Here is a 19,713-nt window from a genome sequence, read left to right as displayed (position 1 = left end):
AATAGAAAGACTATGAAAGTATGAGGTAGCGACATGGAAATGAAACAGATTAGTGATTCGACGATTAAAATCACCATCCAATTAGAAGACTTAGAAGAACGTGGTATGGAAATGGCGGATTTTCTAGTCCCTCAAGAAAAAACAGAGGAATTTTTCTATACCATCTTAGATGAGCTAGAAATGCCTGAAAGTTTCCTTGACAGTGGTATGTTGAGTTTTCGGGTGACGCCTAAGCCAGATAAGGTAGATGTTTTTGTCACCAAGTCTAAATTGGATAAAAACTTGAATTTTGAAGACTTGACCGATTTGCCTGACATGGCGGAATTATCCCAGATGTCTCCGGATGAATTTTTAAAGACCTTAGAAAAAAGCATTTTTGATAAGAGTAAGGAAGACTTAGAAGCGATTAAATCCTTGGAGGCTGTAGAGACTGAGCAGGAGACGGTTTCTGACGATGTAAGGGAGGAATCTCAACCTGAAAATGCTGACCGGTATATCTACTACATCTTGCGTTTTGCGGATTTAAACAGTGCGGTCTCTTTTGCTAAAACAGTAGATTATCAAATAGACCTCTCAGAATTGTATAAATATGATTCAGCATACTATTTAACGATTTTGGTAGATGTGGAAGGTTTCCCAGAGCGCTATCCAGCTTGGCTTTTGGCCAAGATGCGTGAATTTGCGGAAGACTCAGCTATCACGCGTGCGGTCTTGCAAGAGCATGGCTATCTGTTATTAGTGACAGATGCGATTTCCAGTCTGCAAAAGGTTGAATGCCTATGATTACTTTTCCCTTAAAGTTTATTTTGGTTTTGCTGGGAACCTTCTTTATTGGAGTCATTCTGACTCCGTTAGTTCGGCTGTTAGCCTTCAAGATAGGAGCGGTCGATTATCCAAATGCCCGGCGGATCAACAAAAAACCCATGCCTAGCAGTGGTGGCCTAGCCATTGTTATTGCTTTTACTGTCTCCACCCTTGTTTTTATGCCTCAGATTGTTCAAGTTCAGCTTTTGGCACAAAGTTACCTTGAATATGTTTGGCCGGTTGTTTTAGGCGGACTGATTATTGCTGCTACGGGCTTGATTGATGATGTTAGAGAGCTATCTCCAGCCCTAAAAATGAGTGGTATTGTTTTAGCGGCTAGTTTAATATGGTTCCTGACAGACTTTCGCTTGGATGATTTCAAGATTCCTTTTGGAGGACCTTTCCTTCATTTTGCTCCTTGGTTGTCTTATATTTTGACAGTGATTTGGATTATTTCCATTACCAATGCGGTCAATCTGATTGATGGTTTGGATGGTTTAGTCAGCGGAGTTTCCATCATTTCTTTGGTGACCATGGGGATTGTTTCCTATTTCTTTCTTCCTGGGCACCATCTCTTTCTAACTTTGACAATTTTTGTTTTGGTGATGTCTATCGCTGGATTCTTTCCTTACAACTACCACCCAGCTATTATTTACTTAGGTGATACGGGTGCCCTTTTTATAGGATTTATGATAGCTGTCTTGTCCTTACAAGGGCTGAAAAATGCGACAGCTGTTGCGGTAGTAACTCCCATGATTATTTTAGGAGTGCCGATTACCGATACTTTTTTAGCGATCATTCGCCGAACTCTATCGGGACAAAAGTTTTATACTCCGGATAAGCATCACCTTCATCACAGACTTTTATCACTAGGATTGACTCATAGAGGAACTGTTTTAGTCATTTATGGCATTTCAATGATTTTTGCTATGATTTCTCTCTTGCTCAATGTATCGAGCCGTATTGGTGGAGTTTTACTCATACTTGGCTTGTTTTGGGGTGTAGAATTGCTAGCAGAATTGGTTGGTGTTTTAGGGCCAAACCGTACCCCTCTCCTAAACATTATGCGTTTTATAGGTAATTCTTCCTACCGTGAAGAGGTTCGTCGCAAGTGGCAGGAAAAACATCGCCAATAAGAGCTGCTCTAAACAAAATAAAAGCCTTTCAGGCTTTTTTTTGGTATACTAAAAAGAGTATAAAACAGCATGCTTAATGAAAATCAGCGTTGAGGATCTTCATCTTAAAAAATGCCGAAAATTAGCTTTTCTGATGAAATTTGGAGTTGGAAAATCAAATATCTGAAAGAAAGTATTGAACAGCTGGTCTTCAAAAAGTATGAAAAAGGAAAGGAAAACAATCATGTCTGTATTGGAAATCAAAGACCTTCATGTTGAAATTGAAGGGAAGAAAATTCTTAAGGGAGTCAACTTGACCCTGAAAACAGGAGAAGTTGCAGCCATCATGGGACCAAATGGAACAGGGAAGTCTACACTGTCTGCAGCCATCATGGGCAACCCTAACTATGAAGTGACTCAAGGAGAGGTGCTTTTTGATGGGGTCAATATCTTGGAACTGGAAGTAGACGAGCGTGCTCGTATGGGACTCTTCCTCGCTATGCAGTACCCTAGTGAAATTCCTGGTATTACTAATGCAGAATTTCTCCGTGCTGCTATGAATGCTGGCAAAGAAGATGAGGAAAAAATCTCTGTCCGTGATTTCATCACGAAACTAGATGAAAAGATGGAACTGCTCAACATGAAAGAAGAAATGGCTGAGCGCTACCTCAATGAAGGCTTCTCAGGTGGTGAGAAAAAACGCAACGAAATCCTGCAGTTGCTCATGCTAGAGCCGACTTTTGCGCTCTTGGATGAGATTGACTCAGGTCTGGATATCGATGCTCTTAAGGTTGTGTCCAAAGGGGTCAACGCTATGCGCGGTGAAGGCTTTGGTGCTATGATTATCACCCACTACCAACGCCTGCTCAACTATATCACTCCAGATGTGGTTCATGTCATGATGGATGGTAAAGTCGTTCTTTCTGGCGGTCCAGAATTGGCAATCCGCTTGGAGAAAGAAGGCTATGCTAAGTTGGCTGAAGAGTTGGGCTTCAACTACACTGAGGAAGCTTAGTCAAACATTCTTTTGACTTTGATAAAAGATAGGAGAATGACATGACGAAAGAATTAATTCACGAATTTTCACAGCTTCACGCAGAACCAGTATGGTTGGCAAATCTCCGTCAGCAGGCTTTTGACAAGATGGACCAACTGGATTTGCCAGTTATTGAGCGGGTTAAATTTCACCGCTGGAATCTGGGAGACGGACGGATTTCTGATAGCGAGCCTTTGACCAGTGTGCCAGATTTTACGGCTCTCGGAGACAATCTCAAGTTTATCCAAATGGGAACTCAAACTGTCCTTGAGCAGCTGCCAGCAGATTTGGCAGAGCAAGGTGTGGTCTTCACTGATTTCCACTCTGCTTTGGAGGAGATTCCACAGCTGGTGGAGAAGCATTTCATGTCCGCAGTCAAGTATGATGAGGACAAATTAGCGGCTTACCATACGGCCTATTTCAACAGCGGTGCGGTGCTTTATGTGCCGGATAATGTTGAGATTGACCAGCCGATTGAAGGAATTTTTTATCAGGACAGCGAAAGCGATGTTCCTTTTAACAAGCATATTTTGATTATCGCAGGCAAGCACTCAAAGGTCAACTATCTGGAACGTTTAGAAACTTATGGCAAAGGGTCTGTTCCAGCAACAGCCAACATCACTGTCGAAGTCATTGCCCAAGCTGGAGCTCAGATTAAGTTTTCAGCCATTGACCGCCTAGGCGAAAATGTAACAGCTTATATCAGCCGTCGCGGTAAGCTGGACAACGATGCCATGATTGACTGGGCTATCGGCGTTATGAACGAAGGCAATGTCGTGGCTGACTTTGATAGCGACCTCTATGGCAAGGGCAGCCATGCGGATATGAAAGTGGTGGCTCTCTCAAGCGGTAAGCAGGTTCAGGGAATTGACACCCGCGTAACTAACTATGGCTGCAACTCTATCGGAAATATCCTGCAGCACGGGGTTATCCTAGAAAAAGGAACCTTGACCTTCAATGGTATCGGCCATATTATCAAAGGTGCCAAGGGAGCAGATGCCCAGCAGGAAAGCCGGGTTCTCATGCTGTCTGACCAAGCTCGCTCAGATGCTAATCCCATCCTCTTGATTGATGAGAATGATGTGACAGCTGGTCACGCGGCCTCTATCGGTCAGGTAGATCCAGAAGATATGTACTACCTCATGAGTCGGGGTCTTGACAAGGCGACAGCAGAGCGCTTGGTCGTGCGTGGCTTCTTAGGCTCAGTGATTGTGGAAATCCCTGTCAAGGAAGTCCGTGATGAAATGATTGAAAATATCGATATTATTCTCGCAAAAAGATAAAATGCTGGGCCTTGTCCCATGTAAGTAGATAGGAGTCTTCATGTCCAGATTTAATGCAGAAGCAATCAAGCAAGATTTTCCCATTTTGGACCAAATTGTCAATGATGAGCCTTTGGTTTATTTGGACAATGCGGCGACAACCCAGAAACCCAAGCAGGTGCTGGCGGCTATCGAAAACTACTATCTTAGAGACAATGCCAATGTCCACCGCGGTGTGCATACACTAGCTGAGCGGGCAACAGTGGCCTATGAAGCAGCCAGAGAAAGAGTTCGTGCTTTTATCAATGCAGCTTTTAGCAGAGAGGTTCTCTTTACACGAGGAACCACGACGAGTCTCAATTGGGTGGCTCGGTTTGCGGCTGAAAGGCTGCAGCCTGGTGACGAAGTGCTGATTTCTATCATGGAGCACCATTCCAATGTTATTCCCTGGCAGGAAGCTTGTAGGAAGACTGGAGCCAAGCTGGTCTATGTCTATCTCAAGGACGGGGCTCTGGATATGGAAGATTTTCGTGCCAAGCTCAATGAGCGAACCAAGTTTGTCTCTCTGGCTCAGGCTTCCAATGTCCTCGGTGTCATCAATCCCATCAAGGAGATTGCCCAGCTGGTTCATCAGCAAGGAGCGCTTTTGGTGGTAGATGGGGCTCAATCCATTCCGCACATGAAGATTGATGTACAGGATTTGGATGTAGACTTCTTCGCCTTTTCGGGGCATAAGATGGCAGGTCCAACTGGTATCGGGGTTCTCTATGGCAAGGAAAAACTGCTAGAGCAGATATCGCCAGTCGAGTTTGGCGGTGAAATGATTGATTTTGTCTATGAGCAGGAAGCGACTTGGAAGGAGCTTCCGTGGAAGTTTGAGGCCGGAACGCCAAATATGGCAGGAGCAATCGGTCTTGCGGCGGCCATTGATTATTTGGAAGACTTGGGCATGGGTGCCATTGCACAGCATGAGCAGGACTTGATTGCCTATGTATTGCCTAAGCTGCAGGCAGTGGAAGGCTTGACCATTTATGGCTCTCAGGATTTGGCCCAGCGTTCGGGCGTGATTGCCTTTAACCTAGATGGTCTCCATCCGCATGATGTCGCGACGGCTCTAGACTACGAAGGAGTGGCTGTTCGGGCAGGTCACCATTGTGCCCAGCCTTTGCTTACCTATCTACAGGTACCAGCGACTGTGCGTGCCAGTTTTTACATTTACAATACCTATGCGGATTGCGACAAGCTGGTAGATGCTTTAGAAAAGACAAAGGAGTTTTTCAATGGCACTTTCTAAGTTAGACAGTCTTTACAAGGCGGTTGTGACCGACCACTCGGCTCACCCCCATCATCATGGGAAACTAGAAGATGTGGAGCAGGTAGTTCTCAATAACCCGACCTGTGGGGATGTTATCAGTCTGTCTGTGAAGTTTAATGCTGAAAATCAGATTGAGAATATTGCCTTTGTAAATTCCGGCTGTACCATCTCAACGGCTTCGGCCAGCATGATGACGGATGCGGTTCTGGGAAAGACAAAAGAGCAGGCGCTGGAATTAGCAGAGGTCTTCTCGCAGATGGTTCAGGGCCAAGAAGACAGTCGCCAGAAAGAATTGGGAGATGCCGCTTTTTTAGCAGGCGTTGCCAAATTCCCGCAGCGAATTAAGTGTGCGACCTTGGGCTGGAATGCCCTCAAGCGAGCGATTGAAGAAGATAAAAAGTAAGAACGTGAAAGGAAATTATGTCAGAAGAAAGAGTAGAACCAAAACCGATTGATCTCGGTGAGTACAAGTTTGGTTTCCATGACGATGTTGAACCTGTTCTCTCGACAGGGAAGGGATTGAATGAAGCGGTCATTCGTGAGCTTTCTGCAGCCAAGGATGAACCAGAATGGATGCTAGATTTTCGTTTGAAGTCTTATGAGACATTCAAGAAGATGCCTATGCAGACTTGGGGACCGGACTTGTCCGAGATTGATTTTGACGACTTGATTTATTACCAAAAGGCCTCTGATAAGCCGGCTAGAAGCTGGGATGATGTACCTGAGAAGATCAAGGAAACTTTTGAGCGGATTGGGATTCCAGAAGCCGAGCGGGCTTACCTCGCTGGGGCAGCAGCCCAGTATGAGTCAGAAGTGGTTTACCACAATATGAAGGAAGAGTTCCAAAAACTAGGAATTGTCTTTACGGATACCGATTCAGCTCTCAAGGAATACCCAGATTTGTTTAAACAATACTTTGCTAAGTTGGTGTCACCGACAGATAACAAGTTGGCAGCCCTTAACTCAGCGGTTTGGTCTGGTGGTACCTTTATCTATGTACCAAAAGGTGTCAAGGTTGATATTCCGCTCCAGACCTACTTCCGTATCAACAATGAAAACACAGGTCAGTTTGAGCGGACTTTGATTATCGTTGATGAAGGAGCAAGTGTCCATTATGTAGAAGGATGTACAGCACCAACTTATTCAAGCAACAGCTTGCATGCGGCTATTGTTGAAATTTTTGCTCTTGACGGCGCCTATATGCGTTATACGACTATTCAAAACTGGTCTGATAATGTCTACAACCTCGTAACCAAGCGAGCTCGGGCTATGAAAGATGCGACTGTTGAGTGGATTGATGGAAACTTGGGTGCCAAAACAACCATGAAGTATCCATCAGTTTATCTGGATGGGCCTGGGGCGCGTGGGACCATGCTTTCCATTGCCTTTGCCAATGCAGGTCAGCATCAGGATACAGGAGCTAAGATGATCCACAATGCGCCACACACCAGCTCATCTATCGTGTCCAAGTCTATTGCCAAGGGCGGAGGTAAGGTAGATTACCGTGGCCAAGTGACTTTTGCTCGGAATTCCAAGAAATCTGTCAGCCATATCGAGTGTGATACCATTATCATGGATGACTTGTCTGCCTCAGATACCATTCCGTTTAATGAAATTCATAACTCTCAGGTGGCTTTGGAACATGAAGCTAAAGTTTCAAAGATTTCAGAAGAGCAGCTCTACTATCTCATGAGCCGCGGTCTGTCTGAATCCGAAGCAACCGAAATGATTGTCATGGGCTTTGTCGAGCCTTTCACTAAAGAACTGCCCATGGAATATGCTGTTGAACTGAACCGCCTGATCAGCTATGAAATGGAAGGATCAGTTGGTTAAAAAAAGACGTTAGACTCTTTTTAAATTGTGGATAAATCTTTGCCTAATCAAAGTGTTTAAAAGATTCAGAGAACCTTTTAAACAGTAGCGGAATACTCGATTGCGAGTTAATCTTCAAAGATATTTTCTAGTTTGCGTTAAACATCCATAAACTATATAAATAACCGCGAATCATTTGACTCGCGGTTGTTCTTTATAATTTTTCGTTTACGAAACGGACAAAGTCATTCCACCAGACTTTAAAAAAGATGGCTTTTTCAACTTTTTTTCCTGTTACCATCGAGATGGAGGGTTGTTTATTTTCTAAATAGCCTTGTCCGATAGGCTCAGGGTCTATATAGGTCAATGTACCAATCTCAGTGCCCTTTTTCATAGGTGCTTGAAATTCTGGGTGTTCAGCAGAAAATTTCAGTTTTGCTTCAGCTTGGTTACCGATTCGCTCTATAATAACGAAGTCCTCGCTTGCGACGGCAACCTCAGTATTCTGCTTTCCATCCTTTATGTTTACTTGGGAACTCTTATAAGCTTCTCCCTTTTGCACAAGCACGGTTTGGACGAAATTTTGAGAGACGTAACTCATCAGGCTGGAAGTAAGGCTGAATCGTATATAGGGATCATTGGCTTCCTGTTCAACCCCTAAAACAACTGTAATGAGTCGAACCCCTTTTTCTGTAGTGGTAGCTACAAATGAAGCCCCACCCTTTTTAGAACCTCCTGTTTTTAACCCATCTACTCCAGAGCGAAAACTAGGCAGCCCTTCAAGCATAAGATTGTAATTTCCTAGCTCGATTCCTGCAAAATTTCCCTTAGGTTTAGAGGTGATATCAATAATTTGAGGGTAGTCTTTTAGTAGGTGATAGGTAACCACAGCAAGTGCATAAGCGCTGAATTTATTTTCGGTGTCTTTGTCTTTTTTGTCTTTGGATTTTTTTTCACTTGTTTCGGTTGATTCAGCGGATTCAGTTGAATCTTCTGTGTTATTTTCATCAATTGTTCCGTCCAGCAATCGGGTATCGGTGCCTGTCGCATTTAAAATGGTAGCATCGGTGATCTTCCATTCTTTTAGTTTGTCTTTCATCATTTTGACAAAGTTTTCTTCACTTCCAGCAACTTTTTCTGCTAAAGCGATTGTAGCACTGTTGGCACTGACTAGTAGGGATGCTTCCAGCAATTCCTCGACTGTGTAGCGGCGGGCCTCAAGAGGTAGGTTCGTAATATAGGGATTTGTTGTCAGATTATAGGCATAATCGGAAATATCGACATCAGTGTCAAGGCTCAATTTCCCTTCTGAAATCGCTTCGTAAACTAAATAAGCTGTCAAAAGGTGAGTAATTGATCCGACTTCGATTGGAGTTGTCGAGTTTTTTTCGTATAATATTTTTCCAGAGGAAGCGTCAACAGCGATGGCACTCTTGGCGGCGAGGTCATACTCATCTGCTTTAACAGTTGCTGCTCCCATGCCAATGATTAGGAATAAAATCAATAATAATTTTTTCATTTCTTTCCCCTAACGTAAGATTAATTCCATTGTATCATAAAAAATGCTCTTGTATGAGAAATGATTTTTAAAAAGATTGCGACGATTTATTATTTATGAAACAAATCGTATTTTTATAAAAGAAGACGAGAAATTCAAATTTTTTTCTAACAATCTCTTGATTTCAACTCTAAAAAGGCTTGATAGGAAAAATAAATTTGCTAATTCCCTAGATTACTCTTTGTTTTTGGTTGAAAATAATGTATAATAATACAAAATACTTGAGAAGGAGATTTGCTCATGAAAAAATCTAAATGGTTGGCAATCACTGGCCTAGTTGCTGCATCAGCGCTCTTTTTAGGAGCCTGTGGTAATTCTGGTGCCAGCTCAGCAAAGACATATTCCTATGTCTATAGTACAGATCCAGATACATTGGACTATGTGAACTCCAATCGTGCTTCTACATCTGATATTATTGCCAATTTGGTAGACGGTCTTTTAGAAAACGATCAGTATGGGAATATCGTACCATCGTTGGCTGAGGACTGGACTGTGTCTAAAGACGGCTTGACTTATACTTATAAGTTGCGTAAGGATGCTAAATGGTACACAGCAGATGGTGAAGAATACGCTGATGTCAAAGCTCAGGACTTTGTAACGGGGCTCAAGCACGCTGCAGATGAGAAATCAGAAGCATTGCCAATTGTGCAAACTTCCATCAAGGGCTTAGACGCTTATATCAAAGGGGAAAATAATGACTTCTCTACTGTAGGTGTCAAAGCAATCGATGATCATACCGTAGAATATACCTTGAACCAGCCAGAAAGCTACTGGAATTCTAAGACGACGATGGGGATTCTCTTCCCAATCAACGAAGACTTCCTCAATAAAGAAGGTAAAGACTTTGGTACGGTGCGTCCTTCAGGTATCCTCTACAATGGCCCATATATCTTAAAGGCTTACACTTCCAAGTCTGTTATTGAATATTCTAAAAACCAAAACTATTGGGATAAGGATAACGTGAAGATCGAAGATGTCAAGCTGACTTACTATGATGGTTCTGACCAAGAATCATTGGTGCGCAACTTCACAGACGGTGCCTATACTCAGGCTCGCCTCTATCCAACCAGCTCCAATTATGCCTCAGTAGAAAAGAAATATAAAGACAATATCATCTTTTCTCCACAAAATTCAACTAGCTATTTCTATAGCTTTAACCTAAATCGTCAGGCATATAACCACACTTCTAAGACAGATGCACAAAAAGCTGCCAGCAAAGAAGCGATTCAAAACAAAGATTTCCGTCAGGCAATCAATTTTGCTTTTGACCGTACATCATTTGGCGCACAGATGAATGGAAATGACGGTGCAACTAAGATTATCAGAACACTGCTAGTGCCTCCTGGTTTTGTACAAGTGGATGGCAAGGACTTCTCAGATGTCGTTGAAGCACAGTTGACTTCTTACGGTGATGAATGGAAAGGGGTCAAACTAGCTGATGGGCAGGATAGCATTTACAATCCGGACAAGGCTAAGGCAGAATTTGCTAAAGCTAAGGAAACCTTGCAAGCCCAAGGAGTTGAATTCCCAATTCACCTAGATGTACCAGTCGATCAGACAGATAAAATCATGGTGCAGCGGACCAATTCCTTCAAACAATCTGTCGAAGCATCTCTTGGCCAAGAAAATGTTGTGATCGATGTGCACCAGATGTCAACAGATGATTTTGATAACTCAACTTATTTCGCTGAAACAGCTGCTCAAAAAGACTACGATCTAAACATGTCTGGCTGGTCAGCAGATTACCAAGATCCATCTACTTATCTCAATATCTTTAACCCAGAAACAGGGGATATCTTGGATAACATTGGTCTGACAAAAGGTCAAAGTCAAGATATCGCTTCTAAAGTTGGCTTGAATGAGTACAAGACCCTTTTGGATCAAGCGGATGCAGAAAAGCAAGACACCAATGCTCGTTACACCAAATATGCAGCTGCTCAAGCTTGGTTGACCGACAGCTCAGTTGTGATTCCATCCATCTCTGGCGGTGGTTCTCCAATGGTTCAAAAAGTTATGCCGTTTACTAAAGCTTACTCTTATGTAGGTATTAAAGGGGATATCTATGTATTTAAGGGAATGGAGCTTCAAGATAAGATCTTGACGGTAACAGATTATCAAAAAGCTTTGGAAAAATGGGAAAAAGAAAAAGAAGAATCTAATCTTAAAGCCCAAAAAGAATTAGAAGACCATGTGAAATAAAGCCTCCAGAATCTCATCATTCGCAATGCAATGATGAGGTTCTTTTTGTGGCAATAGAGAAAGTGAACTCAACGCATTTGGCGTGAATGTTCAGAAAATTAAGTTTACTTTTGAATTTAGATATGATATAATCTTAAATAAATCTAAAAAACACTCACTAAAGGAGAGCGATTATGCGTAAAAGTAGAGTTCTGGCATTAGCTGGAGTAAGTCTTCTTGCAGTAGGAGTCTTGGCTGCTTGTTCAAGTTCAAATTCATCAAAAGGTGCATCAACTGCCTATAACTATGTATATACTGCGGACCCAGAAACACTGGATTATGTGACATCTGGTAAAGCATCTACAGCTGACTTCGTGACAAATGGCGTGGACGGTCTGCTAGAAAATGACCAGTATGGAAACTTTGTTCCTTCTGTTGCTGAGTCATGGACTGTGTCTAAAGATGGCTTGACTTATACTTATAAAATCCGTAAAGATGCTAAATGGTATACTTCAGAAGGAGAAGAATACGCAAATGTAACAGCTCAGGACTTTGTGACTGGTTTGAAACACGCTGCTGACAAGAAATCCGAAGCTCTTTATCTCGTTCAACAATCTGTAAAAGGTTTGGATGACTATGTGAATGGCAAAACAACGGACTTCTCTACTGTTGGAGTCAAAGCAGTTGACGATCATACCCTTCAATATACTCTTAATCAACCTGAACCACAGTGGAATTCAAAAACAACGTCACAAATCATGTGGCCAATTAATGAAGAATTCCTGACAAAACAAGGTGATAAATTTGGTCAATCAACTGACCCAACTTCTATTCTCTATAACGGACCATTCTTGATGAAGTCTGTCACGGCTAAGTCAGCAGTTGAGTACCAAAAGAACGAAAACTACTGGGATAAGGAAAATGTCCATATCGATACCATCAAATTGTCTTATTTTGATGGACAGGACCAAGATTCTTTAGCTCGCAGTTTCAAAGACAGTGTCTATACAGTAGCACGTCTCTATCCGACCAGCTCAAACTATGCAGGTGTGGAAAAAGAATTCAAAGACAATATCTTCTTCACGCCACCAAGTGCTGGTGTAGCAGTTATGGGTGTCAATATTGACCGTCAAAGCTACAACCATACTAGCAAGACATCAGATGCGCAGAAAGCTGCTACCAAGAAAGCTATCCTCAATAAAGACTTCCGTCAAGCCTTGAACTTTGCCATCGACCGTACATCATACTCAGCACAAATCAATGGTGAAGAGGGTGCTCCTTATGCCGTCCGCAATACTTATGTACCACCTACATTTGTCCAAGTCGGAGAAAAATCCTTTGGTGATGTTGTTGAAGAAAAAGTTGCAGCCTTGGGGGATGAGTGGAAAGGTGTTAACTTAGACGACGGCCAAGATGGTCTCTTTAATGCTGAGAAGGCAAAAGCAGAGTTTGCAAAAGCAAAAGCTGCCCTGCAAGCAGAGGGAGTAGAATTCCCAATCCATCTGGATCTTCCAGTGGCTCAGACTTCTAAACCAATGGTTAACCGTGCGCAGTCACTCAAACAATCTGTTGAAAAGACTTTGGGAGCTGAGAATGTTGTTGTAGATATTCAACAAATGTCAGAAGATGATCTCTATAACATTACTTATTACGCGCCAAATGCTGCTGGCGAAGACTGGGATATCTCAACGGCAGTTGGTTGGAATCCTGACTATCAAGATCCATCAACTTATTTGGACATTTTGAAAACTACAGCAGCTGAAACGACAAAGACCTACCTTGGTTTTGAAGGAGCTGACAATGCGGCAGCTAAACAAGTCGGTATGGAAGAATTTGACCGCTTGGTGGATGAAGCCGGCAAAGAAACATCAGATGTTGCAACTCGCTACGAAAAATATGCAGCAGCTCAAGCATGGCTGACAGATAATTCTCTGGTTGTTCCGTTGATGGCAAATCCTGGAGCAGCACCATTCCTATCACGTGTTGAGCCATTCTCTGGTGCCTATGCGCAAACTGGTAACAAGACGTCTTCCACATACTTTAAGTATATGAAACTGAAGTCAGATGCTGTTACTAAGAAAGACTATGATTCAGCTCGTGAAAAATGGCTGAAAGAAAAAGAAGAGTCAAATGCGAAAGCACAAAAAGATCTCGAAAGTCATGTAGAATAAATCGTTCACTAGAACTTTCTCTGATAGCGAGAGAAAGTTCTTTTGAAATTTAAAGGAAACGATAAATGAAAAAATACATTTTAATGCGTATTTTACGCTCAATCGTGTCGATTTTCTTGGTAACGACCCTGACCTATACCATCATCTATACCATGGTTCCAAGAAGGTTGATTTTTAGACAAGACCCCAATTATAACAAGATAGCTACTACGAAAGATAAGAAGGCAAACTATGAAAATACCATCTTTGAACGCATGGGCTATGTTGATTATTACGATACTAAGGAATTACAAGAAAAAGCAAGTAAAGAGAATCCAGCAGTTACTACTGAAGGAACAGATGCAAATAAAAAGATTTACGAAGACTATATTGCAAAAATTGGAAATGGTTGGAAACTGTATCAATTCTCTGAAAGCAAGGAATTCTATGCAGTACGTGAAGTTCCAGTTTATGAACGCGTATTTGAATTTTATGCTAATCTGATCCAAATTGATCATCCTAATGTTGTTCAAGATAAAGACAATCCAAATCTAGAACGTTATATTCGCTTTGAAAATGACCCAGCAGTAGGCTGGTCTGTAGTTGGTTCAGGTACGAAACATAAATACCTGCTCTACTTCAACGGACAATTCCCATATATTCACCAGAATTTCATTACTTTTAATTTAGGAAATTCTTATCCTACCTATGCTAATATTCCTGTGCTTCAGGTTATCACACAAGGTCAAGGACAAACAAAATCTTCCGAGGTTCAATTTCCAACAGGTAAGAAAACTTCATCCGTTAATATCTATTCTCGGACGTATAAAACACCGAGCAAAGCGGATTCACAAGATATTGCGAAATACGGTGAAGGTGATGCCTATACAGCGACTCAAAGCAACTATCAAAATCCATCAATGATTGTCAGCTCGGCGATTATCGGTCTGATTGGTGTGGCGATTTCTTATTTGATTGCTGTTCCGCTTGGTTCTTATATGGCGCGCTTGAAAAACACTTGGTTTGACAGTATATCTACTGGGGGCCTGACTTTCATGATGTCACTGCCAACTATCGCGCTTGTTTACATTGTTCGCTTAGCTGGTTCTACGGTCGGTCTTCCCGATTCCTTCCCTATTTTGGGAGCAAGCGATTGGCGCTCTTATGTTCTTCCAGCTGTTATCCTTGGTCTTTTGAGTGCACCATGGACTGCGGTCTGGATCCGTCGTTATATGATTGACTTGCAGTCTCAAGACTTTGTTCGTTTTGCGCGTGCCAAAGGTCTTTCTGAAAAAGAAATTTCTAACAAACATATTTTCAAAAATGCTATGGTACCATTGGTATCTAGTATTCCAGCTTCTATCGTTGGTGTCATTGCAGGTGCTACCCTGACGGAAACAGTCTTTGCCTTTCCTGGTATGGGGAAAATGTTGATTGACTCCGTTAAAGCATCTAATAACTCCATGGTAGTCGGTCTCGTATTTATTTTTACATGTCTTTCAATCTTTGCCCTCTTATTAGGTGATATCTTGATGACAGTACTTGACCCACGTATTAAATTAACATCTAAAGGAGGTAAATAATGGCTACAATTGATAAAAGTAAATTCCAATTTGTCAAACGTGACGATTTTGCCTCTGAAACGATTGATGCACCGGCTTATTCATATTGGCGCTCAGTTATGCGTCAATTCCTTAAGAAGAAATCAACGATTGTGATGCTAGGCATTCTGATAGCCATTGTTCTGATGAGTTTCATTTATCCAATGTTTTCAGATTTCGATTTCAATGATGTGAGCAAGGTAAATGACTTTAGCATGCGTTATATCAAGCCCAGCGGGGAGTACTGGTTCGGTACAGACAGCAATGGTAAATCTTTGTTTGACGGAGTTTGGTTTGGTGCGCGGAATTCCATCCTGATTTCTATTATCGCAACAGTTATCAATTTAATTATCGGAATTATCGTCGGTGCGATCTGGGGAATTTCCAAAGCAGTTGACCGTGTCATGATGGAAGTCTACAATATCATTTCAAATATTCCAGCTCTCCTGATTGTTATTGTCCTGACCTACTCAATTGGTGCCGGTTTCTGGAACTTAATCTTCGCTATGACTATCACTGGTTGGGTAGGGATTGCTTATACAATTCGTATTCAGATTATGCGTTACCGTGATTTGGAGTACAATTTGGCTTCCCGGACTTTGGGAACACCAACTCTTAAAATTGTTACCAAGAATATCATGCCACAGTTGGTGTCTGTTATCGTGACCACGACTTCTCAAATGCTTCCAAGCTTTATCTCTTACGAAGCCTTCCTGTCCTTCTTTGGACTTGGTCTTCCTGTAACAGTACCAAGTTTGGGACGCTTGATTTCTGACTATTCACAAAACGTAACCACCAATGCTTACCTTTTCTGGATTCCATTGACAACATTGATTTTGGTATCCCTGACCTTCTTCGTAGTTGGTCAAAACTTAGCCGACGCAAGTGATCCACGGACACATAGATAGGAGTAGACATGACAAAAAATAAAAATGTAATATTGACTGCTCGCGATATTGTCGTGGAATTTGACGTTCGTGACAGAGTATTGACAGCCATTCGAGGCGTTTCCCTTGATTTGGTTGAAGGGGAAGTTCTTGCCCTAGTTGGTGAATCTGGCTCAGGTAAATCTGTTTTGACAAAAACATTTACTGGAATGTTAGAAGAAAACGGCCGTGTAGCACAAGGAACCATTGATTATAGAGGAACCGATTTAACGTCCCTAAAGAGCAATAAAGATTGGGAATCCATCCGTGGTGCTAAAATCGCGACTATTTTCCAAGATCCTATGACTAGTTTGGATCCGATCAATACAATCGGAAGTCAGATCACAGAAGTCATCGTCAAACACCAAGGAAAAACAAGTAAAGAAGCCAAAGAAATGGCTATCGACTACATGACGAAAGTTGGGATTCCGGATGCTGAAAAACGTTTTGAAGAGTATCCGTTTCAATATTCTGGCGGGATGCGTCAACGGATTGTTATCGCTATCGCTTTAGCTTGTCGTCCAGATATTCTAATCTGTGATGAGCCTACAACGGCTCTGGATGTGACCATTCAAGCGCAGATCATTGACCTGCTCAAATCACTTCAGCAAGAGTATCATTTTACAACCATCTTTATCACTCACGACCTTGGTGTTGTGGCAAGTATTGCAGATAAAGTTGCGGTTATGTATGCTGGGGAAATCGTTGAGTACGGAATGGTCGAGGAAGTCTTCTATGATCCAAAACATCCTTACACATGGAGCCTGCTATCAAGCTTACCGCAATTAGCTTCAGCAGATGGAGAACTTTATTCCATTCCAGGTACCCCTCCATCTCTTTATTCAACCATTAAAGGTGATGCATTTGCCTTGCGTTCTGATTATGCAATGGAAATTGATTTTGAGGAACAGGCACCTGAGTTCAAGGTATCAGAGACCCACTGGGCCAAGACTTGGCTCTTGCATGAGAATGCACCAAAAGTTGAAAAACCAGAAGTTATCAATAACTTGCATGATAAAATTCGTTCAAAAATGGGCTTCAATCACTTAGAAGCTTAGGAGGAAGGAAATGACTGAAAAATTAGTTGAAATTAAAGATTTAGAAATTTCCTTCGGAGAAGGAAGTAAGAAATTTGTCGCAGTAAAAAATGCAAATTTCTTTATTAACAAGGGAGAAACTTTTTCGCTGGTAGGAGAATCCGGTTCTGGTAAGACAACGATTGGCCGTGCCATTATCGGCTTGAATGATACAAGTGCTGGGGATATTTACTATGAAGGTAAAAAAATCAATGGAAAGAAATCTAAATCAGAAGAAGCAGAACTGATTCGTAAGATTCAAATGATTTTCCAAGACCCAGCTGCTAGTTTGAATGAGCGCGCAACTGTTGACTATATCATTTCAGAAGGTCTTTACAATTATCATTTGTTTGAGAATGAAGAAGAACGCCAAAAGAAAGTTAAAGAAATCATCAATGAAGTGGGACTTTTAGCAGAGCATTTAACACGCTATCCCCACGAATTTTCTGGTGGTCAGCGTCAACGGATTGGTATTGCCCGCGCCTTGGTTATGCAACCTGATTTCGTGATTGCAGACGAGCCGATTTCCGCTCTGGATGTTTCTGTACGGGCGCAAGTCTTGAACCTTTTGAAAAAATTCCAAAAAGAACTTGGCTTGACCTATCTATTTATCGCTCACGACTTATCAGTGGTTCGCTTTATTTCAGATAGGATTGCTGTAATCTACAAAGGTGTTATCGTTGAGGTTGCAGAAACAGAAGAACTGTTCAACAATCCAATCCATCCTTATACTCAATCGCTTTTGTCTGCCGTTCCGATTCCAGATCCAATTTTGGAACGTAAAAAGGTATTGAAAGTTTACGATCCAGATCAGCATGATTACTCGGTAGATGCGCCTCAGATGGTTGAGATTCGCCCAGGTCATTATGTATGGGCAAATAAGGCCGAAGCTGAAAAATATAAGAGAGAGTTTAAATAAATCTTTTAACCCACTAAAGCCCGTTAGGAAAGACTCCCTGACGGGTTTGTTATTTTTCTAGCTTGCCTTTTAATAATGCAATCTGTCAGATTAGCAGGCTCACATCAGTCCCTTTGATGTCAGAAAGAGAGGATGGCATGACATAAAGAGGATAAAAAGTAGCATTTCAAAATAAGTTCAAGCATTCTCCTAAAATTTGCTATAGACTAGAGTCAACAAAATATAATTTTAGGAGGAGCTATGAATTTTAAAAGTAGCTATGAGAAAGTAAAGTGGATTGTTCGCAAGTGCCAAAAAGAATATTACCTTCATCTCTGGGAATCCAGCGACTGGGAGCAAGAAGGAATGCTGGTCTTGTATGAGTTACAACTGAGCCAAGAAGGAATTGAGCATGATGAAGAAAAACTTTATCGCTATTTCAAAACTAAATTTCGAAATCATATCCATGATCTTATCCGCAAACAAGAGAGTCAAAAACGCAAACTTGACAAACAGAGTTATGAGGAAGTCAGTGAGATTGGCCATAAACTGAAGGCACGTGAAATGTTCCTGGATGAACTAGTCGCTTTCAGAGAATTAATAGCAGGATTTAAGGCAGGACTAGATCCGTTAGGTTTAAACAATTATCAACGATTAATAGGAAATGAACGCTTTCAAGGAAGAAAAGCTATGCTTCGAGATTTAAAAGAGCATTTGAAAGAGTTCAGAAACAATGCGATTCTCTAGCTCTGTCCAGAGTTAGAGAAGTTATTTTCTAGTTAAACCATTCAAAAATATCAAAAACCCAAGAAAAGATAAAGATTTTTGAAAAATTAAGAAAATTTTCTTGACAAGGGAGAGTCATCCTGTTATACTAGTAAGGTACTCAATCGCGGGGATGGCGGAATTGGCAGACGCGCAGGACTAAGGATCCTGTGACCGCTTTAGGTCGTGAGGGTTCAAGTCCCTCTCTCCGCATCAGATTAGCTGGCTTCGGCTGGCTTTTTGTGGCTCTATAATTTCTGTAGTGGGTAAATCCACCGCAGGGATTATGGAGTCTCTTTTGTTGTAAAAAAAGTCCCATAAGACCTATAATGAAAAGTGAGCAAACCATCATTAGAAAGAATCTTATGGAACAATTAAATTTTATCACAAACTTACTGGGAATTAAAGACTCTAACATTACGATTTTGGATGTTCTAGATGCTGGAAACCATAAAGAAATCATCGCCAAGCTAGATTATCCTGCACCTAAATGCCCTCACTGCCAAGGAAAAATGGCTAAATATGACTTCCAAAAAGAATCGAAAATTCCCTATTTAGAGTGCGCGGGATACAAAACGCTGATTCGGTTGAGAAAACGGCGCTTCCGCTGTCAGGATTGCGGGAAAGTAGCTGTCGCAGAAACTTCCTTAGTCAAGAAGAACCACCAAATCGCAACCATCGTCAAGAAGAAAAACGCTCAAAAACTGATGGAGAGGCTTTCTATGACCGACATCGCTGAAAACTTGGCTGTCTCTACTTCCACCGTCATTCGTAAATTGAAAGAATTCAAGTTCAAGACTGACCTTAACTACCTTCCAGAATACATGAGCTGGGATGAATACAGCTTCAAGAAGGGCAAAATGAGCTTCATTGCACAGGATTTCGATTCAAGAAAGATCCTAGCTATCTTAGATGGACGGACACAAGTAACGATTCGCAATCACTTTCTGCGCTATTCCAGGCAGGTCCGAAACCGCGTTAAAGTCATTACAATGGATATGTTTAGTCCCTACTATGACTTGGCTAGACAACTTTTTCCATGCGCTAAAATCGTCCTCGATCGCTTTCATATTGTACAACATCTCAGTCAGGCTATGAGTCGTGTTCGTGTTCAAATCATGAATCAATTGGATCGAAAATCGCACGAATATAAAGCGCTGAAACGCTACTGGAAACTGATCCAACAAGACAGCCGGAAACTCAGCGATAAACGTTTT

At 41.7% G+C, this 19,713-nt stretch carries 16 protein-coding genes and 1 tRNA gene; 16 read left to right on the top strand and 1 reads right to left on the bottom strand.

Annotation, left to right across the window (positions count from 1 at the left end; all coding sequences use genetic code 11):
* Window positions 1-33 precede the first annotated feature (33 nt).
* From mecA to sufB, 7 genes are all read left to right on the top strand, one after another.
* On the top strand, window positions 34-783 hold the full coding sequence (gene mecA / locus AC5FEC_RS03580; RefSeq protein WP_234549837.1) for an adaptor protein MecA: 750 nt from the start codon (window positions 34-36) through the stop codon (window positions 781-783).
* Entirely contained in the window at window positions 774-1,940 is a 1,167-nt protein-coding gene (locus tag AC5FEC_RS03575; RefSeq protein WP_037616137.1) for a glycosyltransferase family 4 protein, read from the top strand. Before mecA ends, AC5FEC_RS03575 begins: the two co-directional genes overlap by 10 nt.
* Before the next feature lie 223 nt (window positions 1,941-2,163).
* Window positions 2,164-2,934 (top strand): Fe-S cluster assembly ATPase SufC, encoded by a 771-nt coding sequence (sufC, locus tag AC5FEC_RS03570; protein WP_234549838.1) that lies wholly within the window; start codon window positions 2,164-2,166, stop codon window positions 2,932-2,934.
* Window positions 2,935-2,975: 41 nt separating this feature from the next.
* Complete coding sequence (gene sufD / locus AC5FEC_RS03565; RefSeq protein ID WP_493661325.1) at window positions 2,976-4,238, top strand: Fe-S cluster assembly protein SufD; 1,263 nt, start codon at window positions 2,976-2,978, stop codon at window positions 4,236-4,238.
* A gap of 40 nt (window positions 4,239-4,278) precedes the next feature.
* The gene (locus AC5FEC_RS03560) at window positions 4,279-5,511 is read left to right on the top strand and encodes a cysteine desulfurase (RefSeq protein WP_493661324.1); all 1,233 of its coding nucleotides are present in this window, start codon (window positions 4,279-4,281) and stop codon (window positions 5,509-5,511) included.
* Window positions 5,498-5,935: a Fe-S cluster assembly sulfur transfer protein SufU gene (gene sufU, locus AC5FEC_RS03555; RefSeq protein ID WP_493661323.1), complete on the top strand. Its 438-nt coding sequence runs from the start codon at window positions 5,498-5,500 to the stop codon at window positions 5,933-5,935. Before AC5FEC_RS03560 ends, sufU begins: the two co-directional genes overlap by 14 nt.
* A 17-nt stretch (window positions 5,936-5,952) precedes the next feature.
* Window positions 5,953-7,365 (top strand): Fe-S cluster assembly protein SufB, encoded by a 1,413-nt coding sequence (sufB, locus tag AC5FEC_RS03550; protein WP_493661322.1) that lies wholly within the window; start codon window positions 5,953-5,955, stop codon window positions 7,363-7,365.
* A gap of 193 nt (window positions 7,366-7,558) precedes the next feature.
* Here the strand turns inward: sufB and pbp3 are convergent, their stop codons facing one another.
* Window positions 7,559-8,863 (bottom strand): D-alanyl-D-alanine carboxypeptidase PBP3, encoded by a 1,305-nt coding sequence (pbp3, locus tag AC5FEC_RS03545; RefSeq protein ID WP_493661321.1) that lies wholly within the window; start codon window positions 8,861-8,863, stop codon window positions 7,559-7,561.
* 279 nt (window positions 8,864-9,142) lie between these two features.
* On the opposite strand from pbp3, the gene AC5FEC_RS03540 reads away from it, so the two are divergent.
* The 9 genes from AC5FEC_RS03540 to AC5FEC_RS03500 form a co-directional block, all read left to right on the top strand.
* Complete coding sequence (locus AC5FEC_RS03540) at window positions 9,143-11,101, top strand: peptide ABC transporter substrate-binding protein (RefSeq protein ID WP_493661320.1); 1,959 nt, start codon at window positions 9,143-9,145, stop codon at window positions 11,099-11,101.
* A gap of 173 nt (window positions 11,102-11,274) precedes the next feature.
* Window positions 11,275-13,251, top strand: coding sequence for a peptide ABC transporter substrate-binding protein (locus tag AC5FEC_RS03535; RefSeq protein WP_037616151.1), 1,977 nt, complete (start codon window positions 11,275-11,277; stop codon window positions 13,249-13,251).
* Between the two features lie 65 nt (window positions 13,252-13,316).
* Window positions 13,317-14,813 carry an ABC transporter permease gene (locus tag AC5FEC_RS03530; protein ID WP_037616153.1) on the top strand — a complete coding sequence of 499 codons (1,497 nt, stop codon included), beginning with the start codon at window positions 13,317-13,319 and terminating at the stop codon, window positions 14,811-14,813.
* A complete protein-coding gene (oppC, locus tag AC5FEC_RS03525) occupies window positions 14,813-15,739 on the top strand; it encodes an oligopeptide ABC transporter permease OppC (RefSeq protein WP_037616155.1) in 927 nt (308 codons plus the stop codon). The genes AC5FEC_RS03530 and oppC overlap by 1 nt, the downstream gene beginning before the upstream one ends.
* An 8-nt stretch (window positions 15,740-15,747) precedes the next feature.
* Complete coding sequence (locus AC5FEC_RS03520) at window positions 15,748-16,815, top strand: ABC transporter ATP-binding protein (protein WP_493661319.1); 1,068 nt, start codon at window positions 15,748-15,750, stop codon at window positions 16,813-16,815.
* 10 nt (window positions 16,816-16,825) lie between these two features.
* On the top strand, window positions 16,826-17,752 hold the full coding sequence (locus AC5FEC_RS03515) for an ATP-binding cassette domain-containing protein (protein WP_037616160.1): 927 nt from the start codon (window positions 16,826-16,828) through the stop codon (window positions 17,750-17,752).
* 240 nt (window positions 17,753-17,992) lie between these two features.
* Complete coding sequence (locus AC5FEC_RS03510) at window positions 17,993-18,478, top strand: sigma-70 family RNA polymerase sigma factor (RefSeq protein WP_217472211.1); 486 nt, start codon at window positions 17,993-17,995, stop codon at window positions 18,476-18,478.
* A gap of 145 nt (window positions 18,479-18,623) precedes the next feature.
* Window positions 18,624-18,709, top strand: a tRNA-Leu gene (locus AC5FEC_RS03505).
* Between the two features lie 152 nt (window positions 18,710-18,861).
* Window positions 18,862-19,713, top strand: an 852-nt coding sequence (locus tag AC5FEC_RS03500) for an ISL3 family transposase (RefSeq protein WP_493661318.1), incomplete at its 3' end; no start/stop codon positions are given.

Source organism: Streptococcus sp. STC1396 (genome assembly GCF_058933875.1).
The sequence above is the reverse complement of the archived record's forward strand: the minus strand, read 5'-3'. Positions and strand labels throughout refer to the sequence as shown.

What these genes read in the sequence shown, in the direction of transcription:
- mecA (WP_234549837.1), top strand. Translation starts at nt 34, where the DNA reads ATGGAAATGAAACAGATTAGTGATTCGACGATTAAAATCACCATCCAA.
- AC5FEC_RS03515 (WP_037616160.1), top strand. Translation starts at nt 16,826, where the DNA reads ATGACTGAAAAATTAGTTGAAATTAAAGATTTAGAAATTTCCTTCGGA.
- AC5FEC_RS03520 (WP_493661319.1), top strand. Translation starts at nt 15,748, where the DNA reads ATGACAAAAAATAAAAATGTAATATTGACTGCTCGCGATATTGTCGTG.
- sufB (WP_493661322.1), top strand. Translation starts at nt 5,953, where the DNA reads ATGTCAGAAGAAAGAGTAGAACCAAAACCGATTGATCTCGGTGAGTAC.
- sufC (WP_234549838.1), top strand. Translation starts at nt 2,164, where the DNA reads ATGTCTGTATTGGAAATCAAAGACCTTCATGTTGAAATTGAAGGGAAG.
- oppC (WP_037616155.1), top strand. Translation starts at nt 14,813, where the DNA reads ATGGCTACAATTGATAAAAGTAAATTCCAATTTGTCAAACGTGACGAT.
- sufD (WP_493661325.1), top strand. Translation starts at nt 2,976, where the DNA reads ATGACGAAAGAATTAATTCACGAATTTTCACAGCTTCACGCAGAACCA.
- AC5FEC_RS03510 (WP_217472211.1), top strand. Translation starts at nt 17,993, where the DNA reads ATGAATTTTAAAAGTAGCTATGAGAAAGTAAAGTGGATTGTTCGCAAG.
- pbp3 (WP_493661321.1), bottom strand. Translation starts at nt 8,863, where the DNA reads ATGAAAAAATTATTATTGATTTTATTCCTAATCATTGGCATGGGAGCA.
- sufU (WP_493661323.1), top strand. Translation starts at nt 5,498, where the DNA reads ATGGCACTTTCTAAGTTAGACAGTCTTTACAAGGCGGTTGTGACCGAC.
- AC5FEC_RS03575 (WP_037616137.1), top strand. Translation starts at nt 774, where the DNA reads ATGCCTATGATTACTTTTCCCTTAAAGTTTATTTTGGTTTTGCTGGGA.
- AC5FEC_RS03530 (WP_037616153.1), top strand. Translation starts at nt 13,317, where the DNA reads ATGAAAAAATACATTTTAATGCGTATTTTACGCTCAATCGTGTCGATT.
- AC5FEC_RS03560 (WP_493661324.1), top strand. Translation starts at nt 4,279, where the DNA reads ATGTCCAGATTTAATGCAGAAGCAATCAAGCAAGATTTTCCCATTTTG.
- AC5FEC_RS03535 (WP_037616151.1), top strand. Translation starts at nt 11,275, where the DNA reads ATGCGTAAAAGTAGAGTTCTGGCATTAGCTGGAGTAAGTCTTCTTGCA.
- AC5FEC_RS03540 (WP_493661320.1), top strand. Translation starts at nt 9,143, where the DNA reads ATGAAAAAATCTAAATGGTTGGCAATCACTGGCCTAGTTGCTGCATCA.